This is a genomic window from Gemella massiliensis (assembly GCF_900120125.1).
In the GTDB taxonomy this organism is placed as follows: domain Bacteria; phylum Bacillota; class Bacilli; order Staphylococcales; family Gemellaceae; genus Gemella; species Gemella massiliensis.
This window is the reverse complement of sequence record NZ_LT635544.1, coordinates 320843-339426: the sequence shown is the minus strand read 5'-3', so window position 1 is coordinate 339426 and position 18584 is coordinate 320843. Positions and strand designations below refer to the sequence as shown.

Below are 18584 nucleotides of genomic sequence, written 5' to 3'. Positions count from 1 at the left end.
GTGAAATTCAGACTAATTATTTTAATTAATAAAAGTCATAATATCACTATAAATATTGTAATAGCTATAATTAATACATAGCTTAAATAATCATATTTTTGATAATGTAATACCTTGTATCGTGTTCTTTTAGCTGTTGTATTATAGCCCCGCACTTCCATTGCCGTTGCCAGTTCATCAGCCCTTTTAAGAGTAGCTATAAACAACGGGATAAGTATAGGAATAATTTTTTTTGTTTTTTGGAGTATATTCCCCTCATTAAAATCTGAACCGCGTGATACTTGAGCATTAATTATTCTATTAGCTTCTTCCAAAATCGTTGGAATAAAACGCAGTGAAATAGATAAAACTAAGGCGAAAGTCGAAATAGGTACACCAATTTTATTTAAAAATCCAAGACTTTTTTCTATTGCGTGGGTAATTTCCGTTGGAGAAGTTGTCATCATAAAGACTATCATAATCATTACTACCAACGAAAAACGACAGGTAATAAGTATTATACCGTACAACGCACCGCTGTATAATACAAAACCGTAATACTCAATTAACTTTTCCCCCGTTCTATTAAACACCAAGTGTATTAGTGATGTAAAAAAGATTAATACACTAACCGATTTGATACTGAATATTAATTGCTTTAATGTTGTTTTAGATAAGTGTACACTTATTATCAATATTATAAATAATATCAAAAATTCTACAATATCAGTTGCTATAAATACATCAACTAAATACACCGTTACAAAAAACAGTTTTAGTCGCGGATCTAAATTATGAATAACTGTTCCTAGCGGTATATATTTACTAATTAATGAATTATTCATCTTTAGCCCTTTCCAGTAATAATTTTATGCCCTTTGTTAAATCAGAATATTTTCTTGGGAATAACCCTATGTCTATTCCCTGATTTTTTAATTTATTATACATTTTTAATACTTCCGGCAATTCCAGTGCATTTTCCGTTAATATCGTTTTATTGGTAAAAAGTTCTTCCGCACTTCCGCTAAACACTACTCTACCTTTTTTCATTACAAAGACCTTATCGGCATACTCAAGCACATATTCCATATTATGTGTTACTAAGACAATTGTCATATTTAACTGTTCTTTTAATTTACTTATAAGTTTCATAATCTCTGTTCTGCTTTTATAATCAAGTGCTACCGTCGGTTCATCAAGTATCAGTGTTTTAGGCTTAAGTGCCAAAACACCGCAAAGAGCGATTTTTCTCATCTCTCCGCCGGATAGTTCAAATGGCGATTTATCCAAATATTCTTCACTAAGTCCTACCAGATTAATTAATCTTTTTGCACGATTTATCGCTGTTCGTTCGTCAACACCGTAGTTTAACGGAGCAAAAATAATATCTTTTAACACAGTTGTTTCAAATAGCTGTTGTTCGGAAAATTGGAAAAGTACAGCTACTTGTTCTCTAAGATTACGTAATGTTTTTGCCAGTTCTTTACGTTCTTTTTTATTTTTTGCTTGTCTTAAGACTGTCGTACCGACCGTAACTTCTCCCGTGCTTGGTACCAATAAACCGTTTATATGTTCTATTAGCGTCGATTTTCCACTGCCCGTCTTGCCTACGATAACAGTATAACTGCCGTCTTGTATATCTATATTGATATTTTTTAGTACCTTTCTTTCGTAAGGGGTTTTTTCATTATAATTATAATCTACGTTTTTAAAACTAATTTGCATAATTTATCTACCACGCTCTTTTCGCTATCTGTTACTGTAAATATATCGCTATTTGTATATTCATTTAGGTTTCGTTTAAATTTCTCAAGAAAAGGTACTTCTAAATGATAATTTTCCAATATTAGGGCATTATTATATAAACTATTATAATCTCCTTTATATACTATTTCACCTTCTTTTAAAATAATTATATTATCAGAATAGATGCTTTCTTCCGCATCATGCGTTATCGAAATAATCGTCAATTTTTGCTCTTTGTTAATTTTTTTTATATATTTTAATACATAACTTCTTGCCCCCGGATCAAGCATACTTGTCGCCTCGTCCAATATTAATAGTTGCGGTTTAAGTGCCAGAGCGGATGCCAACGCAACGCGCTGTTTTTGTCCACCGGATAATGCTGTCGGTTCGGACTTTCGATATTCTTTCATATCAACAATCTCCAAAACTTCATCAATAATCATATCCATTTTTTCACGAGGAATATTATTATTCTCAAGTCCAAAGGCTATATCTTCTTCAACGGTGCTACCTACAAATTGATTATCAGGATTTTGAAATACAACCGCTATTTTACTATGAATTTCATTCAGTATTTCTTTTGAATATTTTTTATTATTTAGAAAAATATTACCGCTACTTGCAATATTCTGTCCATAAATTAATTTCATTAATGTTGATTTACCACTACCATTTTCTCCAAGGACGGTTAACCAACTGCCCTTTTCTACCACAAAAGTAATATTTTTCAATACTTTTTTTTTAGTGTTATTATATATAAAACTTACATTATCAAATTTTATCATCTTTATGTCCTTGCCTTAACAATATCATTTTATTATACCAAATTTCTTTATATTTCTCAAACTTTAGTACCGGTTGAAAATTAAAATTCTATAAAAAACAAAATATCCGGTATTTTTAATTTTTTCAAAAATAATAATTTTATTTTTTAATATCATAACCGGTTCTGATTTGTTTTTTCAATATCAATATAATATTTTAGAATTTTTCTCAAATATTTCCTTTCACTCAATTTTTTCGATAAAAAAGAATTAAGAAAAACCTTTTTCACCAAAACGGCGATTAAGTATTTTCCCTAATTCTATTACCCCATACCCCAAACCGGTTTTTATCTTAATTTTAAATTTCTTTAAGGGAAAAATAACCCGTGGTACTATGTATAATTTCTTCCTCTTATTCAATCTGTTTAAAACCTAATAATTCGTATAATTTTATCACCGGAATTAAAGCAGTTCTCGGAATATCTAACTTTTCTTTTACTAAGCTCGTTCTGATAATTTTCACCATTTTCTCATCATAAGCTAATAAATCTAACATCATTATTTATAATATTTTAAAGCATTTTTTATAAATCTATTAACAACTTCATTATTATATTCTACACATTTTAAATATAAACCTTGTGCGTCAGCACGTGCTCCGGCAAATTGTCTATCTTGTTTTTTAAATATTTCTTCAATATATTCAGCTTCATATTTTCCATTTGCAACATTTATTATAGTCCCGACAATAATTCTTACCATATTATATAAAAAACCATTACCGGTAATTTCAAAATTAATTATATTATCATTTAAACTGTCACGTTCTATAGAAAAATCATAAATTGTTCGAACTTTGTCTTCTACACTGCTATTTTTTGAACAAAATGAGGTAAAATCATGTTCTCCTAAAAAATATTGTATTGTACTCTGCGCTTTTTCTAAATCAAAACGAAAAGGTTGATGCCCTACATAATTAATTAACAGAGGATCTACTTCTTTTCCGATATATAATTTATAAAGATATGTTTTTTTTATGCTATTATATCTCACATGAAAATCATTATCCGTTAACATTGCAGATACAATACGAATGTCTTTAGGTAAATTTGCATTTATTGCCCTTTTCCATGCCTCACCCGAAATATTTAAATCACTATCAAAATGTAACACTTGGCCATAGGCATGCACCTTGCTATCGGTACGCCCACTCATATAAATACGCACATCTTTTTTGTGTATTTTTTTTAAACTCTGTTCTATTTCTGCTTGAACGGTATTATTATTCGGCTGAATTTGAAAACCGTGATAGCCGCTCCCGTCATATCTACAAAGTAAAACTACCCTCACATTATTCCTCCTTAGTAATTTTTCCTATATCCAACCATAAAATTTTTATGGATAATAGATTATTCCATTTATGTCTTAATAAGCTTTTGCCTCTTCTTCACTCATCCAAAAATGAATACCACCTGTTGAATCATACCAACGATCTTCATTGAAATTTTTGGCAAAAGCCCATTCTCCTAATTTATAGCAAAAGTCGTTATCAACAGTCGACCATGCTTCATCGTAATGCTTCGTCCCATCAAAACTTTTTATTTCTAAAACTTTAGCTTTGTCGCATCTGCAACAATTCATCGTTGACGATACTCTTTTAGCATCGCCGGGTATCAATAACTTTACTATTAAATTATTGATACATTTTTTATAAGCGATAAATGCTCCCTCTTCGGGGCAATGTAATGTAAAGTTTTTAGTCATATTATCAAATTTTATATTTTTTAAATTGGCATTCTCTAAAATCGCACCATATAAATTTGCTCCGCTAATATTCGCTCCTTCTAAATCTGCCCTACGAAGTGAAGCTGTTTGTAGATTAGAGTTTTTAAAATTAGCATTTTTTAATGAACAATCATCTAACAAACAATTTTTCAAACTACTGTTTGAAAAATTAACATTATCTAAACGGACATTAATAAAATTAGAATTTGAAAAGTCGATATTGCTTAAATCATAGTTTCTTAAATCACAATTTTCCAATATAATATCCGACAAATTCAATCTACCAGTTCTATTGTGCAGCATGTTTTTTAATTTATCAAGGTTAACTATTTTCATATCATCACCTCACATACTATTATACAATAAAAGTAAACAGCTGCAAAAATAAATTTTACAATTTATTCCGCAACTGTTTGTTTTTTCATATTTACCCTTATTATCTTTCAACTAATGTTCCGTCTTTATAAGCATCAAGCAACACTTTCAGCTGTTCTATCTGTATTTTTATCTCTTGACCGGTATCTGTATCAGCTATTGTTTTTCGCTCAACTTTCTTATCAACAACACGACGTGTCGACACAATATCCGTTTCATCTTTAAGAGCTTTTTTCTTACTTTGAAATATATCATGTCGCATAATCTGCAATCCATAAGAATTATAAGTTAATGTATATCCACCATGCCCCGTAGTTTTATGATAAGCACGTGACATACCGCCGTCGATAACAATAGTGCGTCCGTTTGCTTTAATCGGATTTTCTCCTTTTGTTTCTTTAACCGGTGTATGACCGTTAATAATATGACCACTTTCTGACAATCCAAATTCTTTTAATAACTTAATACAAAACGCTTCGTTATCACGTAATTTATAATAAGCATTTTTTACTTCTTCGTGAGAAGCCTTATCTTCAATAAAGTAGCGTTCAAATGTAGTCATATCACGTTTACCGAAGAGCGGAGAATATTCCCCTTGCCATAGATAGAAAAATAATCCGTCACCGCTTCGATCATTACTGTAAAAAATGCTACGAACTTTTTTATCAAAAAAGTCCAACATCGCTTTTCCTGTATAAGTTTCTCCCCTATAGGTAAATGTTTGGAAATTACCGTTCACATCAACCGGCATACAACCGTGAATTAATAGATTACCGTTATAACATTTATACATCGCACCTTTATTTATAAATAATTCAATATGTTTTTTTAATTTTTCACTGGTGGTAAATAACTCTCTTAATTTTTTCACTACTTTTTCTTCTTCCTTACTCAGTTTATAAGGATTTTTTCTATCAACGGTCGGAAAATTACATGACGTCATCGGATATGTTTTCCCACGCACCTCTACAGTTTTTTTCTCAAAGTTTATTTTATCAAGTAAAGCACGACTACCTAAATTAAATTCCGGATTTGCATCAATTGCCTGTTTTTCCAATTTAAACTGAATTACCGCTATAGCCTTGTGCATACGTGCTATTTGCATAATTTCATGTTCACTGTATTTTAATTCGTCATTTTTCGATAATTTCGGCATAAATTCCTTACAAGGATCATCTTTATAATATGTTTCACTAAGATTTAATAAACTTCTTAAAGAAATTCCATATCTGTCTTCTATAATATCCAAATTGTCATATCTCGCACAAATTCTCAGTACATTCGCCATAGTAATTGCATCGCCACAATATGCTCCAATCCACAACATATCATGATTACCCCATTGAATATCTACAGAATGATAATTAAGCAGGCGATCCATGATTTTATCAGGATAAGGCCCACGATCATAAACATCACCCACTATATGCAGGTGGTCAATAATCAGTTTATGAATAGATAAACTAAGTTCAATAATAAACTTATCCCCTGCTCCTAATTCAATGATATTTTCAACAATTTTCTCATAGTAATCAGCTTTATCACGTGTTTGCATTTTGTATAACAATTCTTCAATGATGTAACTAAAATCACTTGGTAGAATTTTTCTTACTTTTGAACGTGTATACTTACGTGCCGCTATTTGAGTTACTTCTAATAAACGTAAAAGCAAAATCTTTTGATATTCTTTATATTCGTTCTCAGTAAATTCTTTTTTCAATATATTTAACTTTTCTTCCGGATAATAGATAATTGTTGCCAATAAATTTAACTCTTTTTGTTGCAATCTATTACCAAAAACTTCTTTTAATTTTTCTTTAATTACACCGGAACCATTACGTAATACATGGTCGAACGCCTCATATTCGCCGTGAATATCACTAAGAAAATGCTCTGTTCCTTTTGGCAATGATAAAATCGCCTCAAGGTTAATAATTTCTCTCATTGTTTCATTAATATTTTTAAAATTATTTGATAATAAACGTAAATGTTCCCTAGATATATCCATAGTTTTCTCCTTGAAATCGTTTTATACCTATCATTCTATCACTTTTTTTATCATATTTCAATTAGAAAACGTATCATAATACTAAAATTAGATTGTTATTATTTCCTGTTATTTTAAATATCAAATTCAATTATTTTTTCGTTATCCTGATAAAAGGTTTTACAACAATAGTTTTAATTTCAAGAATATAGCCACCCTATATATATTATATTTTTACACATTTAATCCGGCATCTCTCACATATGAATAACCCTTGTTAAAATTAAATACCTACTATTTTTACTTTTGATGAATTATTATCAGAATATACTTCCACTCCGGCTCGTACCCGCTCTTTTAATTCACTAACATGGGATATTATTCCGATATTTCTACCATATGACTGCAATTCAATAAGAGTTGAGATGGCAGTATCGAGTGTTTCGCTGTCTAATGAACCGAACCCCTCATCTATAAAAATCGTTTCAAGAGAAATACTGCCGCTTTCTTGCTGAATAATTTCAGCAAGTCCTAATGCTAGGGATAGCGAAGCTAAAAATAACTCACCTCCGGAAAGAGAACTAACATCTCTGTTACTGTTTGAATTAACGTCATATACTTCTATATCCAAACCTTGAAGTCCATTACCTTTTTGACGTTCTAATTTTCTTATAAAACTGTAACGCCCCTCGCTCATTTTTAAAAATCGCCTTGAGCCGGCTTCTAATATCAGATCAAGATAATAACCTTGAACATATGTTTCAAGGGATTTTTTGTTATCGGTTTTCCCGCTGATAACATTACTTAAATGGATAATTTCGTTGCTGTTACCAACATCTTTTTTCCATATATTATATTCACCCAGTAAAGCATTATACAACTCATTATTTGTGTTAAAAATTGTTTCAAGGACAACCGCTTCTTTCTTTATTTCCTCTAAGGAATTTCCTTTTTTGTCCAATTCTAGTTTTATTTGTTCCAACTGTGGGCGTTGTTTTCCTAGCAGTTCTTTTTTCAATCTCTCAATATTATTCAATAACATATTTACGTTATTATTATATTCTTTTACCGTTAAACGGTATTCCTCTAATTTTTTTATTTCAGACAAATTATCATTGGCAGTTTCAATACTATTATAGTATTGTTTTAATTTTGAATTATTAAATTCTTCTGTTAAATTACTTTTGTCAATTTCCAACTTTTCAAACTGCTCTATATTATTTTTTATTTCAAAATCTAATTTAGCATCAGCAAGCACCAAATTATTTTTTGTTTCGATATATATTTTTTCTTTTTTCTGAAAATCTTTTATTCTGTCCAGTAGCGAATTATAATATTTTTCAAAATCATCAACATTAACTTTTATTTTTTCTTTATATTGACTTATTTTAATTTGAGCGGATAATAATTTTTCCTTATAGCTTTGTTCTTTTTGCAAAACTTCTTCTAATTGTACTATCTCTTTTTCCGACTCATTTACAGCTTTTTGTATTTTTTTTAAACTTTGTTTTATTTTATCACTTTTCTCTTTTAATCTGCTCTCGTTATTACTTAATTCTTCCAACTCTTCGGCTGCTTGTTTATTTATCTCCATTTTCAGCGTAGCAGATTTTTTCTCCAATTCAGAAATATCTTCTTTATTTTTTTGGAATGTTGTTTCCAATTTTATTATTTCCCTTGTAATATTTTCCAACTCATCTTTAAAATTAGAATCTAACTGAACTACATTTTCTTTTTTGGGAAGATGTTTTATCTTTTGCTTGCAAAGTGGACAATCATCACCAATATGAAGTTTCTCCACTAAATTATTTATTAATTCTCTATTTTTATTTTTTTCTATTTCAGCTACTTTATTTTCCAACTCTTTTTTAGTTATTAGTAACCCCTCTAATTTAGTCTTATCAGCCTTAACTTTTTTTAATTTATTTTCTATTTCTGTTGTTAAGTTATAATAATTTTCCAAATTTTCTACTTCATATTCTTTCTTTAAAATTTCCAGCTTAATATTATTGAATTCTTTTTCCACTACGATATTATCTTCTTCTATTTCCTTTTGTTTAGCGATTTGTTCTTCCAAACCTATTTTATATTCCCTAAGTTTGTTCTTATCAGCTTCTAAATTACTAATTTCCAAAAGATATTTTTTTTCATCAAAAAATGCTTCCTTATAGCTGTTAATATTATTGTAAAAATAACTTCTTTCTTCTACATACTCTAATTCTTTTTCTTTTGTTTCGGCAATATTTTTTAAATAATCTCCTAAATTATTATTTTTCTCTAATTCCTTAATATAATTTTCTTTTTTCTTTATTAATTCTTCGCTTTTATCTTTTTCGTTCTTTATTTTTTCCAACAAAGTATAATACAACTCTATTTTATGTTTATTTTTCCCCAATTCTTCTAATTTCTCTATTATTTGATTAAGGTTTGCAATATTTTCTTCTTTAGCCTGTAAGTTTTCATATTCATTATTGTAATTATCCAACTGAATAAACTTATCATCTACTTTACCTAACTCTAAATACTTATTTTGAAGTTTTAAAAACTCCATTTCTTTTTCTTTTAAGTCTTGATCTAAATTATTTTTTTCTTGTTCTTGTTTTTTAAGCTCCTCTTTTAAATTATCAAAACTATTTTCTTGGAGATATTCTACCTCTTCCAACTTATTTGAAAATTTAAAATGACTAAATCTATTTATCAATTCTTTTTCTTTTACCTTGTATTCACTCGCTAATTCTTTAGCGTAATTTTGTAATTTTTCTACAAATTTTTGGTATAAATAAGTATTAAATAATGAGCGTAAAATTGCAGCCTTTTCTGATGATTTTGAGAGTAACAGCTTTTTAAATTCTCCTTGTGGCAAAATTATAATTTGACAAAATTGTTTATCATCAAGCCCTAACAGTTCTATCACTTTTTCATTCACCGTTGTTTCTTTACTCGCAATAACTTTTATATTATCGCCGTTTATTTGCATAAATTCAACTTTACCGGGTGTTAGCGACCTGTTTCCTTTTTTAAGATACGCTAACGTTCTTTCTAAACGATAGCGTTTTTCTTTTATCTCAAAATCAAAAATAACCTTTGTCTTAATTTTATCATCGGCAGTTTTTGAGCGTAAGCTATCAATATTCTTACCACCGCTAGTTTTGTTATAAAGTGCATAAACCATTGCATCAAACAAAGTTGATTTTCCTGCACCGGTTTTTCCTGTTATAAGAAATATCGGTTCATTTATTATTTTACTCCATTCTATTATTTCATGTTTATATGGTCCAAACTCCTGTAATTCTAATCTAATTGGTTTCATCGCTATTCACCGCCTTAAAAATATTATCCAGTGTTTTTTTCTGAATATATGTAAGTTCTCCACTAACTTCTTCTTTATAAAAATTTTCTATAAGTTCTAACGGAGTTTTTGATAACATTTCTTTGGTTAAACTTTCTTTTTCGTTATTTTCTTTTTTTGTTTTTTTCTTTAATAATAGGGTATTGGGATACATTGCCTGTATTCTTGGCATCGGATCTGTTATACCGTCCAATCCGCTAAGTTCCATACTAAAAAAATCATTCTTAAAATTAAAGTTTTTTTGAAACTCCTTAGTCATTACTTCGCTATAATCCGCCACTACATTATGTAGCTTTCGCAGTGGTTCCAACGGTAAAAACTGTTCTTCAAATGAATTTTTCGTAATATTAATAAGCCTTGTCCCTTTTATTTGTTTTGCTTCACTAAATGAATATGCTAACGGACTACCGCTATATTTTATTTTTTCTTCATTACACGCATTCGGATTATGAAGATGTCCAAGTGCCACATAATCAAATTTTTCAAAAACATCAACTGCCACATTTTCTACGGTACCGACAGAAATTTCACGTTCGGAGTCGGTTTCCAAACTACCGGCAACAAAAGTATGTGCAACAAGAATATTAATATTCTTCTCACTCATCGTACTATATATTTCATCAACAACTCTCTTAGTCGCTTTATGATGTGTATCAAGTGTATTATCGTTAAAATACTCCCTTGCTTCATACGGCTCAAAATATGGTAACAAATACATGTCTACATTATCAAATGTTATTTTTTTAAAACTTTGCTCAAGTGTTGTATGTAAGTAGAAATTATGCTGACTGAACCACGCCTCTCCTACCGAAAGTCGCTCTCTACTATCATGATTACCGCTAATCGCAACAATCGGTAAATTATGTTTGATATTAATATCGGAAAGTGCTTGTTGTAGCAAATGCGTTGCCTCTTTACTCGGGATACTCTTATCGTATAAATCACCCGCAATAATAAGTAATTCCGGATGATATTTCTCTATTTGATTAATAATTTGATTAATAATATATTCTTGGTCTTCCAGTAGACTAATCCCTTGTAATTTTTTCCCAATATGCCAATCGGCTGTATGTAATATTCTCACACCAATTCCTCCGCTATATTTAATATAATTATTATAACAAATTTTTTTACCCAAACCAACGTAATTATAAATATATATTATTTTACAAACATTGTTATTAGGCTCGTTTCTATCCTTTGTGGTTGATTTTTTAAGGTTACCACCACTATAGAATTAGCAACAAATAATATTTTATATATAAATATATACAAAAAGCTAGTTGGGCAAAACAGCAAAATCTATTTTTACCCGACTAGCTTTCTTTATAATATTGTTACATTATCGGTTTTAAAAATGCCGACCATGTTTCGTAATTTTCTTCAGCACGTGCTTCTTCCGTATTATCCCACTTTATAACAAGCGTATCGTTTTCTTTAACTTCGACTTTATCTTTATCAACTTCACAAGTGTAAACTACTCCGACATGTACTTGACCGACAACTTCTTTATCATCATTTATTAAGCCTACAAAATGAAGATTTTTTAGTGCGTAATCCTCATCTACTCCTACCTCTTCGTTCAATTCTCTTGCCGCATTAACTTTTAACATCTCGTATATTGTCTTTCCTGCTACTTCGTTCATATGCCCGCCAATTCCTACAGATGCTTTCCCGTGAAGTCTTGCTTCACCGCCTCCTACCAGACGACGATATACTAATACTTCTTTAGTTATTTTATCTTTTACCAACACATAACCGATAAGTTGCTTATATTTTGGATTTTCTTCCATATCGCCACGACGTTTTACTTCGTAATGTTCAAATGTATCTACTATTTTTTTTACTTTCTCGTCTTCTTTTGGTAAAAAACCGTAGAAATCATTTTCCTCATTATTAAATAAAATTTCTCTTTTCACGACCAATATTTGTTCATCCCACTTGCTCATTACTATTCTCCTTTATTTTATCTTATATGTTCCATCTCTCAGTTCTTTTGCAATTTTGGATATTTTTCTAAAACGGTGGTTAAGCCCCGATTTTGATAAGTTTCCATCCTCTATCATTTCCGCTATTTCTTTTAACGGATACTCCGGATATTTTAAACGTGCTTCTGCCACAACACGAAGTTTATCATCAAGATTATCAAGTCCCAACCGCTCTTCTATTACATTAATATCTTCCACTTGTTTAGCAGATGCGTTTACCGTTTTATTCATATTAGCCATATCACAATTTTGCATTCTATTGACGGAGTTATTAATATCACGAACTATTCTTTCATCCTCAAACTGAAATAACGCTTGATATGCACCGACTAAATTTATAAATTCCGCTATTTTTTCCGACTCTTTAATATAAACTATATAACCTTTTTTTCTCTCTAAGGTTCTTGAGTTAAGTTTATAAAAATTTAATAACTCATTGAGTTCTTTAATATGTTCCAAATAAGATGAAAAAATTTCCATATGATAACTTGAAGTTCTCGGATTATTTATTGACCCTCCTGCTAAAAATGCACCACGTAAATAGGCTCTTTTTTTCTCATCTGTATTTATTAATTCATTAGCTATATCCACACGCATTGTATAATCATCACCTAAAATATATAACTCGGTTAAGATCTCTTTAACATTTTGTTCCAAACGACAAATATAGACATTATTTTTTTTTAATTTTAATTTTTTTCGCACCGAAATATGAACGTCAACATTATAAAAATATTTCACCAAAGAAAACATTCTTCTTGCTATTGAGGCATTTTCAGTTTGAAAGTTAAGGCTTAGTCTGCCATTTGCTATTGTTAAAACACCATTCATTTTTATAAGTGCTGATAACTCTGATAAAAATTCTTCTTTTTTCGTTATTTCTATTAGAGTTAATTCTTTTTTCATATCCGACGCATATGACACACCAATCCCTCCTTTTTACTTCAGCTTTTTTATTTTACCATGATAGCCATTAATAGACAACTGTTTTAGTGTATCAAAATAAATTCAAAGAGATTTTTTTCCCTTTGAATTTATTTTAACTCATTATTTTTAAGATTTTTTCTTTTGTTTCAACGTTTAGATCAATCCGTTCTCTTATCCCGTTTTCATCAAAGTGCAATACTTCATCGGCAACTGTACATAAAAATTCATAATCATGAGTTATGATAAAAATAACTACATCGCTTTTTCCTATTTCATGAATTAATTTACTCAATTCTATCATATTAATGTAGTCCAAACCACTTGTCGGTTCATCAAAAATAAGAATTTTTTTCTTTGATAAAAGAGCCGAAGCAATAGCTACCCGTTGCTTTTCTCCACCGGATAATGTATTGGGGTGTCTTCCTAACAGTTTTCTTATACCCAGACTATCGACTATTTTATCAAACATTTCTATATTATTACAACCCAATTTTATTTCTTTATCCACTAAATTGGTAAATAGCTGATAATTAACATCCTGCATTACTTGGAAAGTGTTTTTTAACAAACCTTTTTTAGAAATAACTTCCCCGGCTAATTCTATATTATATTTAATTTTTACTAAGCCACTTAACGCATTTGCAAAAGTAGTCTTACCACAGCCGTTATCTCCAATAATGGCATAAACTTTTGAAGTTGAAAAGTTTTCCCGTTTTATTTCTATATTTTTTTTATTTACCTTGTAGCTAAGAGAATTTATCATTAAATAATTTTCTTTACCATCTGTAACTCTTTTTCTTGTAGCAAGCTCTACTTTGTTCAAATCTATTTGTCTTGTTTGACAAGCTCTACCGTCAAAATTATTTAATTCTTCTTTACCAACAGAATGAATGACTTTACCGTCTTTTATGATGTACATTCTATCTATTAAATCTTTTAAGTAGTATATTCTATGTTCAGCAATAATAACCGTTTTTCCATTTTTTTTCAAATTTTGTATAATGGTAGAAATTAGCTTTATAGCCTTAAGATCTAGGTTACTCGTTATTTCATCAAGAACGTAAATATCAGCATCCAACATCATGCTTGCCATAAAAGCTAATTTTTGTTTTTCTCCGCCACTAAGTTCAAGGACGTTTCTATCAAGAAGATGTTCAGCAGAAAATTCGCTAATAACCTCATCTATTCTTTTTTGAATTTTTTCCCTTGGATAACCGTAGTTTTCCATACTAAAAGCAAGTTCACTCGTTGAATCAAGGTTAAAAAATTGATTTTTAGGATTTTGAAAAACGCTGCCGACTATTTTTGAAAATTCCCTTAATCTATCACCAATATTCAAATGAAGAACCTTAAGTTCGCCACTATACCCGCCTGAGAAAAATTCCGGTGCAAGACCGTTTAGCACTCTACGAATTGTCGTCTTACCGCTACCGGAGTTTCCGGTAAAAAGAACACACTCCTCTTTTTTTATATCAAGCGATAAGGAATCTATATTTAATTTTTCCGATTCTGTATATTTATAATTAAAATTTTTAAATGTTATCAACTTACCACCCCATAAACATAATATAACTGAATAAAGCTAAACATACCAATATAACTAGGTAATCCTGTATTCTAAATTTCAATGTAATAAATGAAGTAGGTTTAGCCTCATTATCTATTCCTCGACATAAACAAGAAACCGCAAGTTCATTAGCAATATTCGTACTAATAATAACATAAGGAACAAAAACATATTCAAAAAACTTGAACGGATGAATTAGGTAATACCCTCTGGTTATACCTATTCCTTTCATTTTTAGAGAATTTTTTATCTGTTTATAGTCCGTCATTAATACGGGGAAAAATCTATACAATACCGCCAAAACAATTATTGCATTTTTCGGTATCTTTATCATTCTTAAAAAAGTTATTAACTCTGATACTTTAGAACTGCTAACCAATGCTATTCCGGCACAAAGCGGAAAATAAATAGTTTTAAACATTAAAGAGGTCAGCAGCAAAAAGCTATCCAACATCTTTACTATGGAAACATGCCCGAAATATACCTCATAAATAGTAAAAATCAAATATACAAGAAACATTCTCCCTGCTCTTATAGGCTTGGACTCTATCGCTAAATATAAAGTAAAAAATATAGCTACACCTAAATGCCACATTACATCTAATGATTTAAACATAAGTACATTAGCCAATATAAGCAATAGTATTTTTGTTCTTATATCCAACTTCAACATAATTACAAACCTGCTTTATGGAAATTTTTAAAGTATAGTTTTCTACCTAAATATGCTCCAATAAAAGATAATAGTACCGTTAATACTATAATTAAAATAAAAGTTTTAATATCAGAACTTCCCATTACAAAATCTATTTTTTCTTGAGAATAATTTCTCCCTTGAAGATGTTTTATATAAGTATCTTTCATAAAAAACATTGGAAGTATTATACCGATATTTCCAAGATTAAAGAATAGATAAGACAAATATTCATTATTCTTTCTAAAGAAAAATTCTGCAAATATTGCACAAACAATCATAGTTACAGAGCCAACCAATGAATGACCCGTTAAAGCTATAAAAACTGCAATTATTGTTATCATTGTGAAAATTGCCATGTTTTTATTTATTTTATTAAAAATTAAACTATAAGCACTTCCACAAACTAACGCAGTCGCAGCAGAAACATATGTTGCAAAATAAACCTTACCGCCAAAAACAACTGATGTTACCAATGTTCCGATACCTACTCCGATTGCCATTGATAAAATCAAAAGTATTGTATAAAGCCCTAATGTAATTAAATCTTTTATTTGAAGTTTTTTATTACCTTGTTTATCTATGTATTTTAATTCTGTCATTAATTACCTCTTATAATATTTTTTTTACAACTTCTAGTGCAGCTTCATAGTTCGGTTCACTACCGACTTCTTCGCAAAGTTCTTTATGACGAACTACACCTTCTCTATCAAGTACATACACTAATCTTGCCAATAAACCTAATTCCTCAATTAGTCCCCCGGCATTATTTTCAAAATCTTTGTACTTGTAGTCGGAAACTGTTATTGCATTTTCGATTCCTTTATCTGCACAAAAACGTCCTAAAGCAAACGGTAAATCTTTTGAAACAGTAATGACAACCAAATCGTTGTAGTTTTTTACCTCTTTATTAAATCTTATAGTCTGCAAAGCACAAATTCCTGTATCAACCGATGGAAAAGCGTTAATAACAACAACTTTACCTTTATAATCTTCTAAATTAAAATCAGCAAGTTCTTTCGTTACCGCTTTAAATGTCGGAAATACATCACCTACTTTAACTATATCTACCACTGTGACCGGTTTTCCTTTAAACGATATTGTTTTCTTCATAGCAATTACCATCACATGATAAAAAATATCATGTGTCCTTTCTTAATTTTATCTACTTAATGATAACATATTTCAATTAGGATGGTAAAGTTTTTTTTATTATTTTAACTCATTTTTATGTAGTAGTAATAGAATTTTATGGTATAATAAAATATAATAATTAGTACGAAAGGATTGTTACAATGACACAAGATGAAAAAGATAAATTAACCGATCAAGAAGAAAATTCTTCTAAAATTGATCCTGACGACAACACTAATATATCTTTTTTTGGTCGCCTTAAAAGTCAATTAGGAAATTTTAAAAAAAACAAAACAGAAAATAGCAACCTTGAAGAAGACCATCCAGAACAAAAATTTTCACCATTTCAAATAAAAAAAGAAATCAAACAAAAAGAGCAAGAAGCTAGGGCTAAAGCCGAAAAACTGGAATATGAGAGAAAACAGTTTGAAGCTGCACAAAAAAAAGCGGAAGAAGAACGTGAAAAACACCATTTAGAACGAATGGAACAAGAACGTATTGAAAAAGAGCGTATCGCTCGTGAAAAAGAACTTGAACGAGAGCGTATTGAAAAAGAAAAAGCTGAAAAACGTGAAAAAGAGCGTATTGAAAAAGAGCGTATCGCCCGTGAAAAAGAACTCGAACGAGAACGTATCGAAAAGGAAAAAGCTGAAAAACGTGAAAAAGAACGTATCGAAAAAGAACGTATCGCCCGTGAAAAAGAACTTGAACGCCAGCGTATCGAAAAGGAAAAAGCTGAAAAACGTGAAAAAGAACGTATCGAAAAAGAACGTATCGCTCGTGAAAAAGAACTTGAACGCCAGCGTATCGCAAAAGAACAAGCTGAAAAAAGAAAACAAGAATTTTTCGAAAAAGAGCAGGCATTTAAACTGGAAGGCGATAAAAAACAGGTAGAATTTCTGGAAAAAGAAAATAAAATAAAAGAAGCAGAAAACCAAATATTAATGCTTAAAACAGATGCCATAGTATTAGACGATAAAATCGCCGAAGAAAAAAGAGCTATAGACAGTTTAAAAATAAATAATGATGATAAAGAAAAAATTACTTATCACGAAAAAAAATTAGCCAACTTTACCTTTGAAAAGCAAAAATTGGAAAAAGAGATTTCTCTAATAACCAAATCTATCGAAAAAATCAAAAAAAATCTTGAACTTGAACACAAATTAGTTGGGCTAAAAAAAGAAATATACAATATAAAAAAAGAAGTCGTTAACGAAAATGAAACAGCATTTAAAATAAAAGATTATGACAATAAGGTGAAAAATATTTTCTTAGTAGCTTTCGCATCTATAAAAGCATTTATTTTAAAAAATATTTTTAGAAAAAATGTCGAAAACTATGATAAAATTAGGAAAATTTCAAAAAATATTAAAATAAAAATTGCAATTTCCTTTATTCTTGCGATAGTTTTATCAATCTTCTTCCTTATTCTACTAAAATTTGTTTCTTCTGCCAAGGAACATTATGCTGATTTCGACAATGTTCAAACCCCTGCTGTAGACTCTACAGAAGAGATGAAAAAACAAAAAGAAGCTGAAGAAAAAGCTAAGATACTTGAAGCACAAGAAAAAGCAAATGCGGCAAGAATCGATTCGGCAGCACAAGATGAAGAAATAACCGCAAAACTTGGTGGAACATTTGTCAGCTATTCTTTTGATGTTAACCGTGAAATTACGGTAAACAAAAAAATTCATACATTCAACTCTGCCAACTGGAATGATGTTGATAAAGTTGTTGAATCCGGGACTAAATTTACAGTTAATAAACTGGTTTCCCCTGCCGGATATATGATGTATCAAATTACTTCCGGTGACCACGCCGGAAAATTCATTACGGCTAATGAAAAATTTGTTACTATTGATAAAAAAAATGATGATACCTCTAATTTTATTTCTAAGACAAGTGCTATTAAATTCCTTGCTACTCAAAATGTGTATAGCGATGAAGAAATTAGTAAGGTTAAAGCTACTTTCGGTAGTAACGCCGTCCTTAATATCAGTGGATACGGTATTTCTAAAAATAATAGATTAGTATATCATATTACAGACGGTTCATTTATTCCGGTTAATCCTGTGAGATTAATTGAAGTTACCCGTGAATCAGCTAAATCAAAAAATATTGATAAAGATAATAATAACAGTTCTAACAATCAAAAAAACAGTACCACACAAAACACTACCCGTTCTAAAAAAAATAACAGATAATTAAAAGTGGTGCTACATAAGTAACAAAAATAAATAAATTAGGATTATTTCAAAAATTTCAAATTTTTTATAAAATAAGAGCGGT

Annotated in this window: 16 protein-coding genes; 1 reads left to right on the top strand and 15 read right to left on the bottom strand. The window is 29.9% G+C overall.

Annotation, left to right across the window (positions count from 1 at the left end; all coding sequences use genetic code 11):
• Window positions 1-35 precede the first annotated feature (35 nt).
• The 15 genes from BQ7358_RS01560 to tpx form a co-directional block, all read right to left on the bottom strand.
• Window positions 36-824, bottom strand: a complete 789-nt coding sequence (locus BQ7358_RS01560; RefSeq protein ID WP_062172949.1) for an energy-coupling factor transporter transmembrane component T family protein — start codon at window positions 822-824, stop codon at window positions 36-38.
• Window positions 817-1704, bottom strand: a complete 888-nt coding sequence (locus BQ7358_RS01555) for an energy-coupling factor transporter ATPase (protein WP_062172948.1) — start codon at window positions 1702-1704, stop codon at window positions 817-819. The genes BQ7358_RS01560 and BQ7358_RS01555 overlap by 8 nt, the downstream gene beginning before the upstream one ends.
• A complete protein-coding gene (locus tag BQ7358_RS01550; RefSeq protein ID WP_072520134.1) occupies window positions 1680-2510 on the bottom strand; it encodes an energy-coupling factor transporter ATPase in 831 nt (276 codons plus the stop codon). The genes BQ7358_RS01555 and BQ7358_RS01550 overlap by 25 nt, the downstream gene beginning before the upstream one ends.
• 391 nt (window positions 2511-2901) lie before the next feature.
• Window positions 2902-3048, bottom strand: a complete 147-nt coding sequence (locus BQ7358_RS08660; RefSeq protein WP_156439980.1) for a hypothetical protein — start codon at window positions 3046-3048, stop codon at window positions 2902-2904.
• The gene (gene truA / locus BQ7358_RS01545; protein WP_062172946.1) at window positions 3048-3839 is read right to left on the bottom strand and encodes a tRNA pseudouridine(38-40) synthase TruA; all 792 of its coding nucleotides are present in this window, start codon (window positions 3837-3839) and stop codon (window positions 3048-3050) included. Before truA ends, BQ7358_RS08660 begins: the two co-directional genes overlap by 1 nt.
• 75 nt (window positions 3840-3914) lie before the next feature.
• Complete coding sequence (locus BQ7358_RS01540; RefSeq protein WP_062172945.1) at window positions 3915-4610, bottom strand: pentapeptide repeat-containing protein; 696 nt, start codon at window positions 4608-4610, stop codon at window positions 3915-3917.
• A 100-nt stretch (window positions 4611-4710) separates the two neighbouring features.
• Window positions 4711-6657, bottom strand: coding sequence for a fructose-1,6-bisphosphatase (locus BQ7358_RS01535; RefSeq protein WP_072520133.1), 1947 nt, complete (start codon window positions 6655-6657; stop codon window positions 4711-4713).
• Between the two features lie 262 nt (window positions 6658-6919).
• On the bottom strand, window positions 6920-9946 hold the full coding sequence (locus BQ7358_RS01530) for an SbcC/MukB-like Walker B domain-containing protein (protein WP_062172942.1): 3027 nt from the start codon (window positions 9944-9946) through the stop codon (window positions 6920-6922).
• Window positions 9933-11069: an exonuclease SbcCD subunit D gene (locus BQ7358_RS01525; RefSeq protein WP_072520132.1), complete on the bottom strand. Its 1137-nt coding sequence runs from the start codon at window positions 11067-11069 to the stop codon at window positions 9933-9935. The genes BQ7358_RS01530 and BQ7358_RS01525 overlap by 14 nt, the downstream gene beginning before the upstream one ends.
• Before the next feature lie 253 nt (window positions 11070-11322).
• Window positions 11323-11934, bottom strand: a complete 612-nt coding sequence (locus tag BQ7358_RS01520; RefSeq protein WP_062172938.1) for an NUDIX domain-containing protein — start codon at window positions 11932-11934, stop codon at window positions 11323-11325.
• Between the two features lie 12 nt (window positions 11935-11946).
• Complete coding sequence (whiA, locus tag BQ7358_RS01515; RefSeq protein ID WP_062172936.1) at window positions 11947-12897, bottom strand: DNA-binding protein WhiA; 951 nt, start codon at window positions 12895-12897, stop codon at window positions 11947-11949.
• Window positions 12898-13012: 115 nt separating this feature from the next.
• Window positions 13013-14446, bottom strand: a complete 1434-nt coding sequence (locus BQ7358_RS01510; RefSeq protein ID WP_072520131.1) for an ATP-binding cassette domain-containing protein — start codon at window positions 14444-14446, stop codon at window positions 13013-13015.
• Window position 14447: 1 nt separating this feature from the next.
• The gene (locus BQ7358_RS01505; RefSeq protein ID WP_062172931.1) at window positions 14448-15140 is read right to left on the bottom strand and encodes an energy-coupling factor transporter transmembrane component T; all 693 of its coding nucleotides are present in this window, start codon (window positions 15138-15140) and stop codon (window positions 14448-14450) included.
• A gap of 2 nt (window positions 15141-15142) precedes the next feature.
• Window positions 15143-15763: an MptD family putative ECF transporter S component gene (locus BQ7358_RS01500; protein ID WP_062172929.1), complete on the bottom strand. Its 621-nt coding sequence runs from the start codon at window positions 15761-15763 to the stop codon at window positions 15143-15145.
• A gap of 10 nt (window positions 15764-15773) precedes the next feature.
• Window positions 15774-16274 (bottom strand): thiol peroxidase, encoded by a 501-nt coding sequence (tpx, locus tag BQ7358_RS01495; RefSeq protein WP_062174675.1) that lies wholly within the window; start codon window positions 16272-16274, stop codon window positions 15774-15776.
• Window positions 16275-16456: 182 nt separating this feature from the next.
• On the opposite strand from tpx, the gene BQ7358_RS01490 reads away from it, so the two are divergent.
• On the top strand, window positions 16457-18499 hold the full coding sequence (locus BQ7358_RS01490; protein WP_062172927.1) for a DUF5776 domain-containing protein: 2043 nt from the start codon (window positions 16457-16459) through the stop codon (window positions 18497-18499).
• Window positions 18500-18584: the final 85 nt, after the last annotated feature.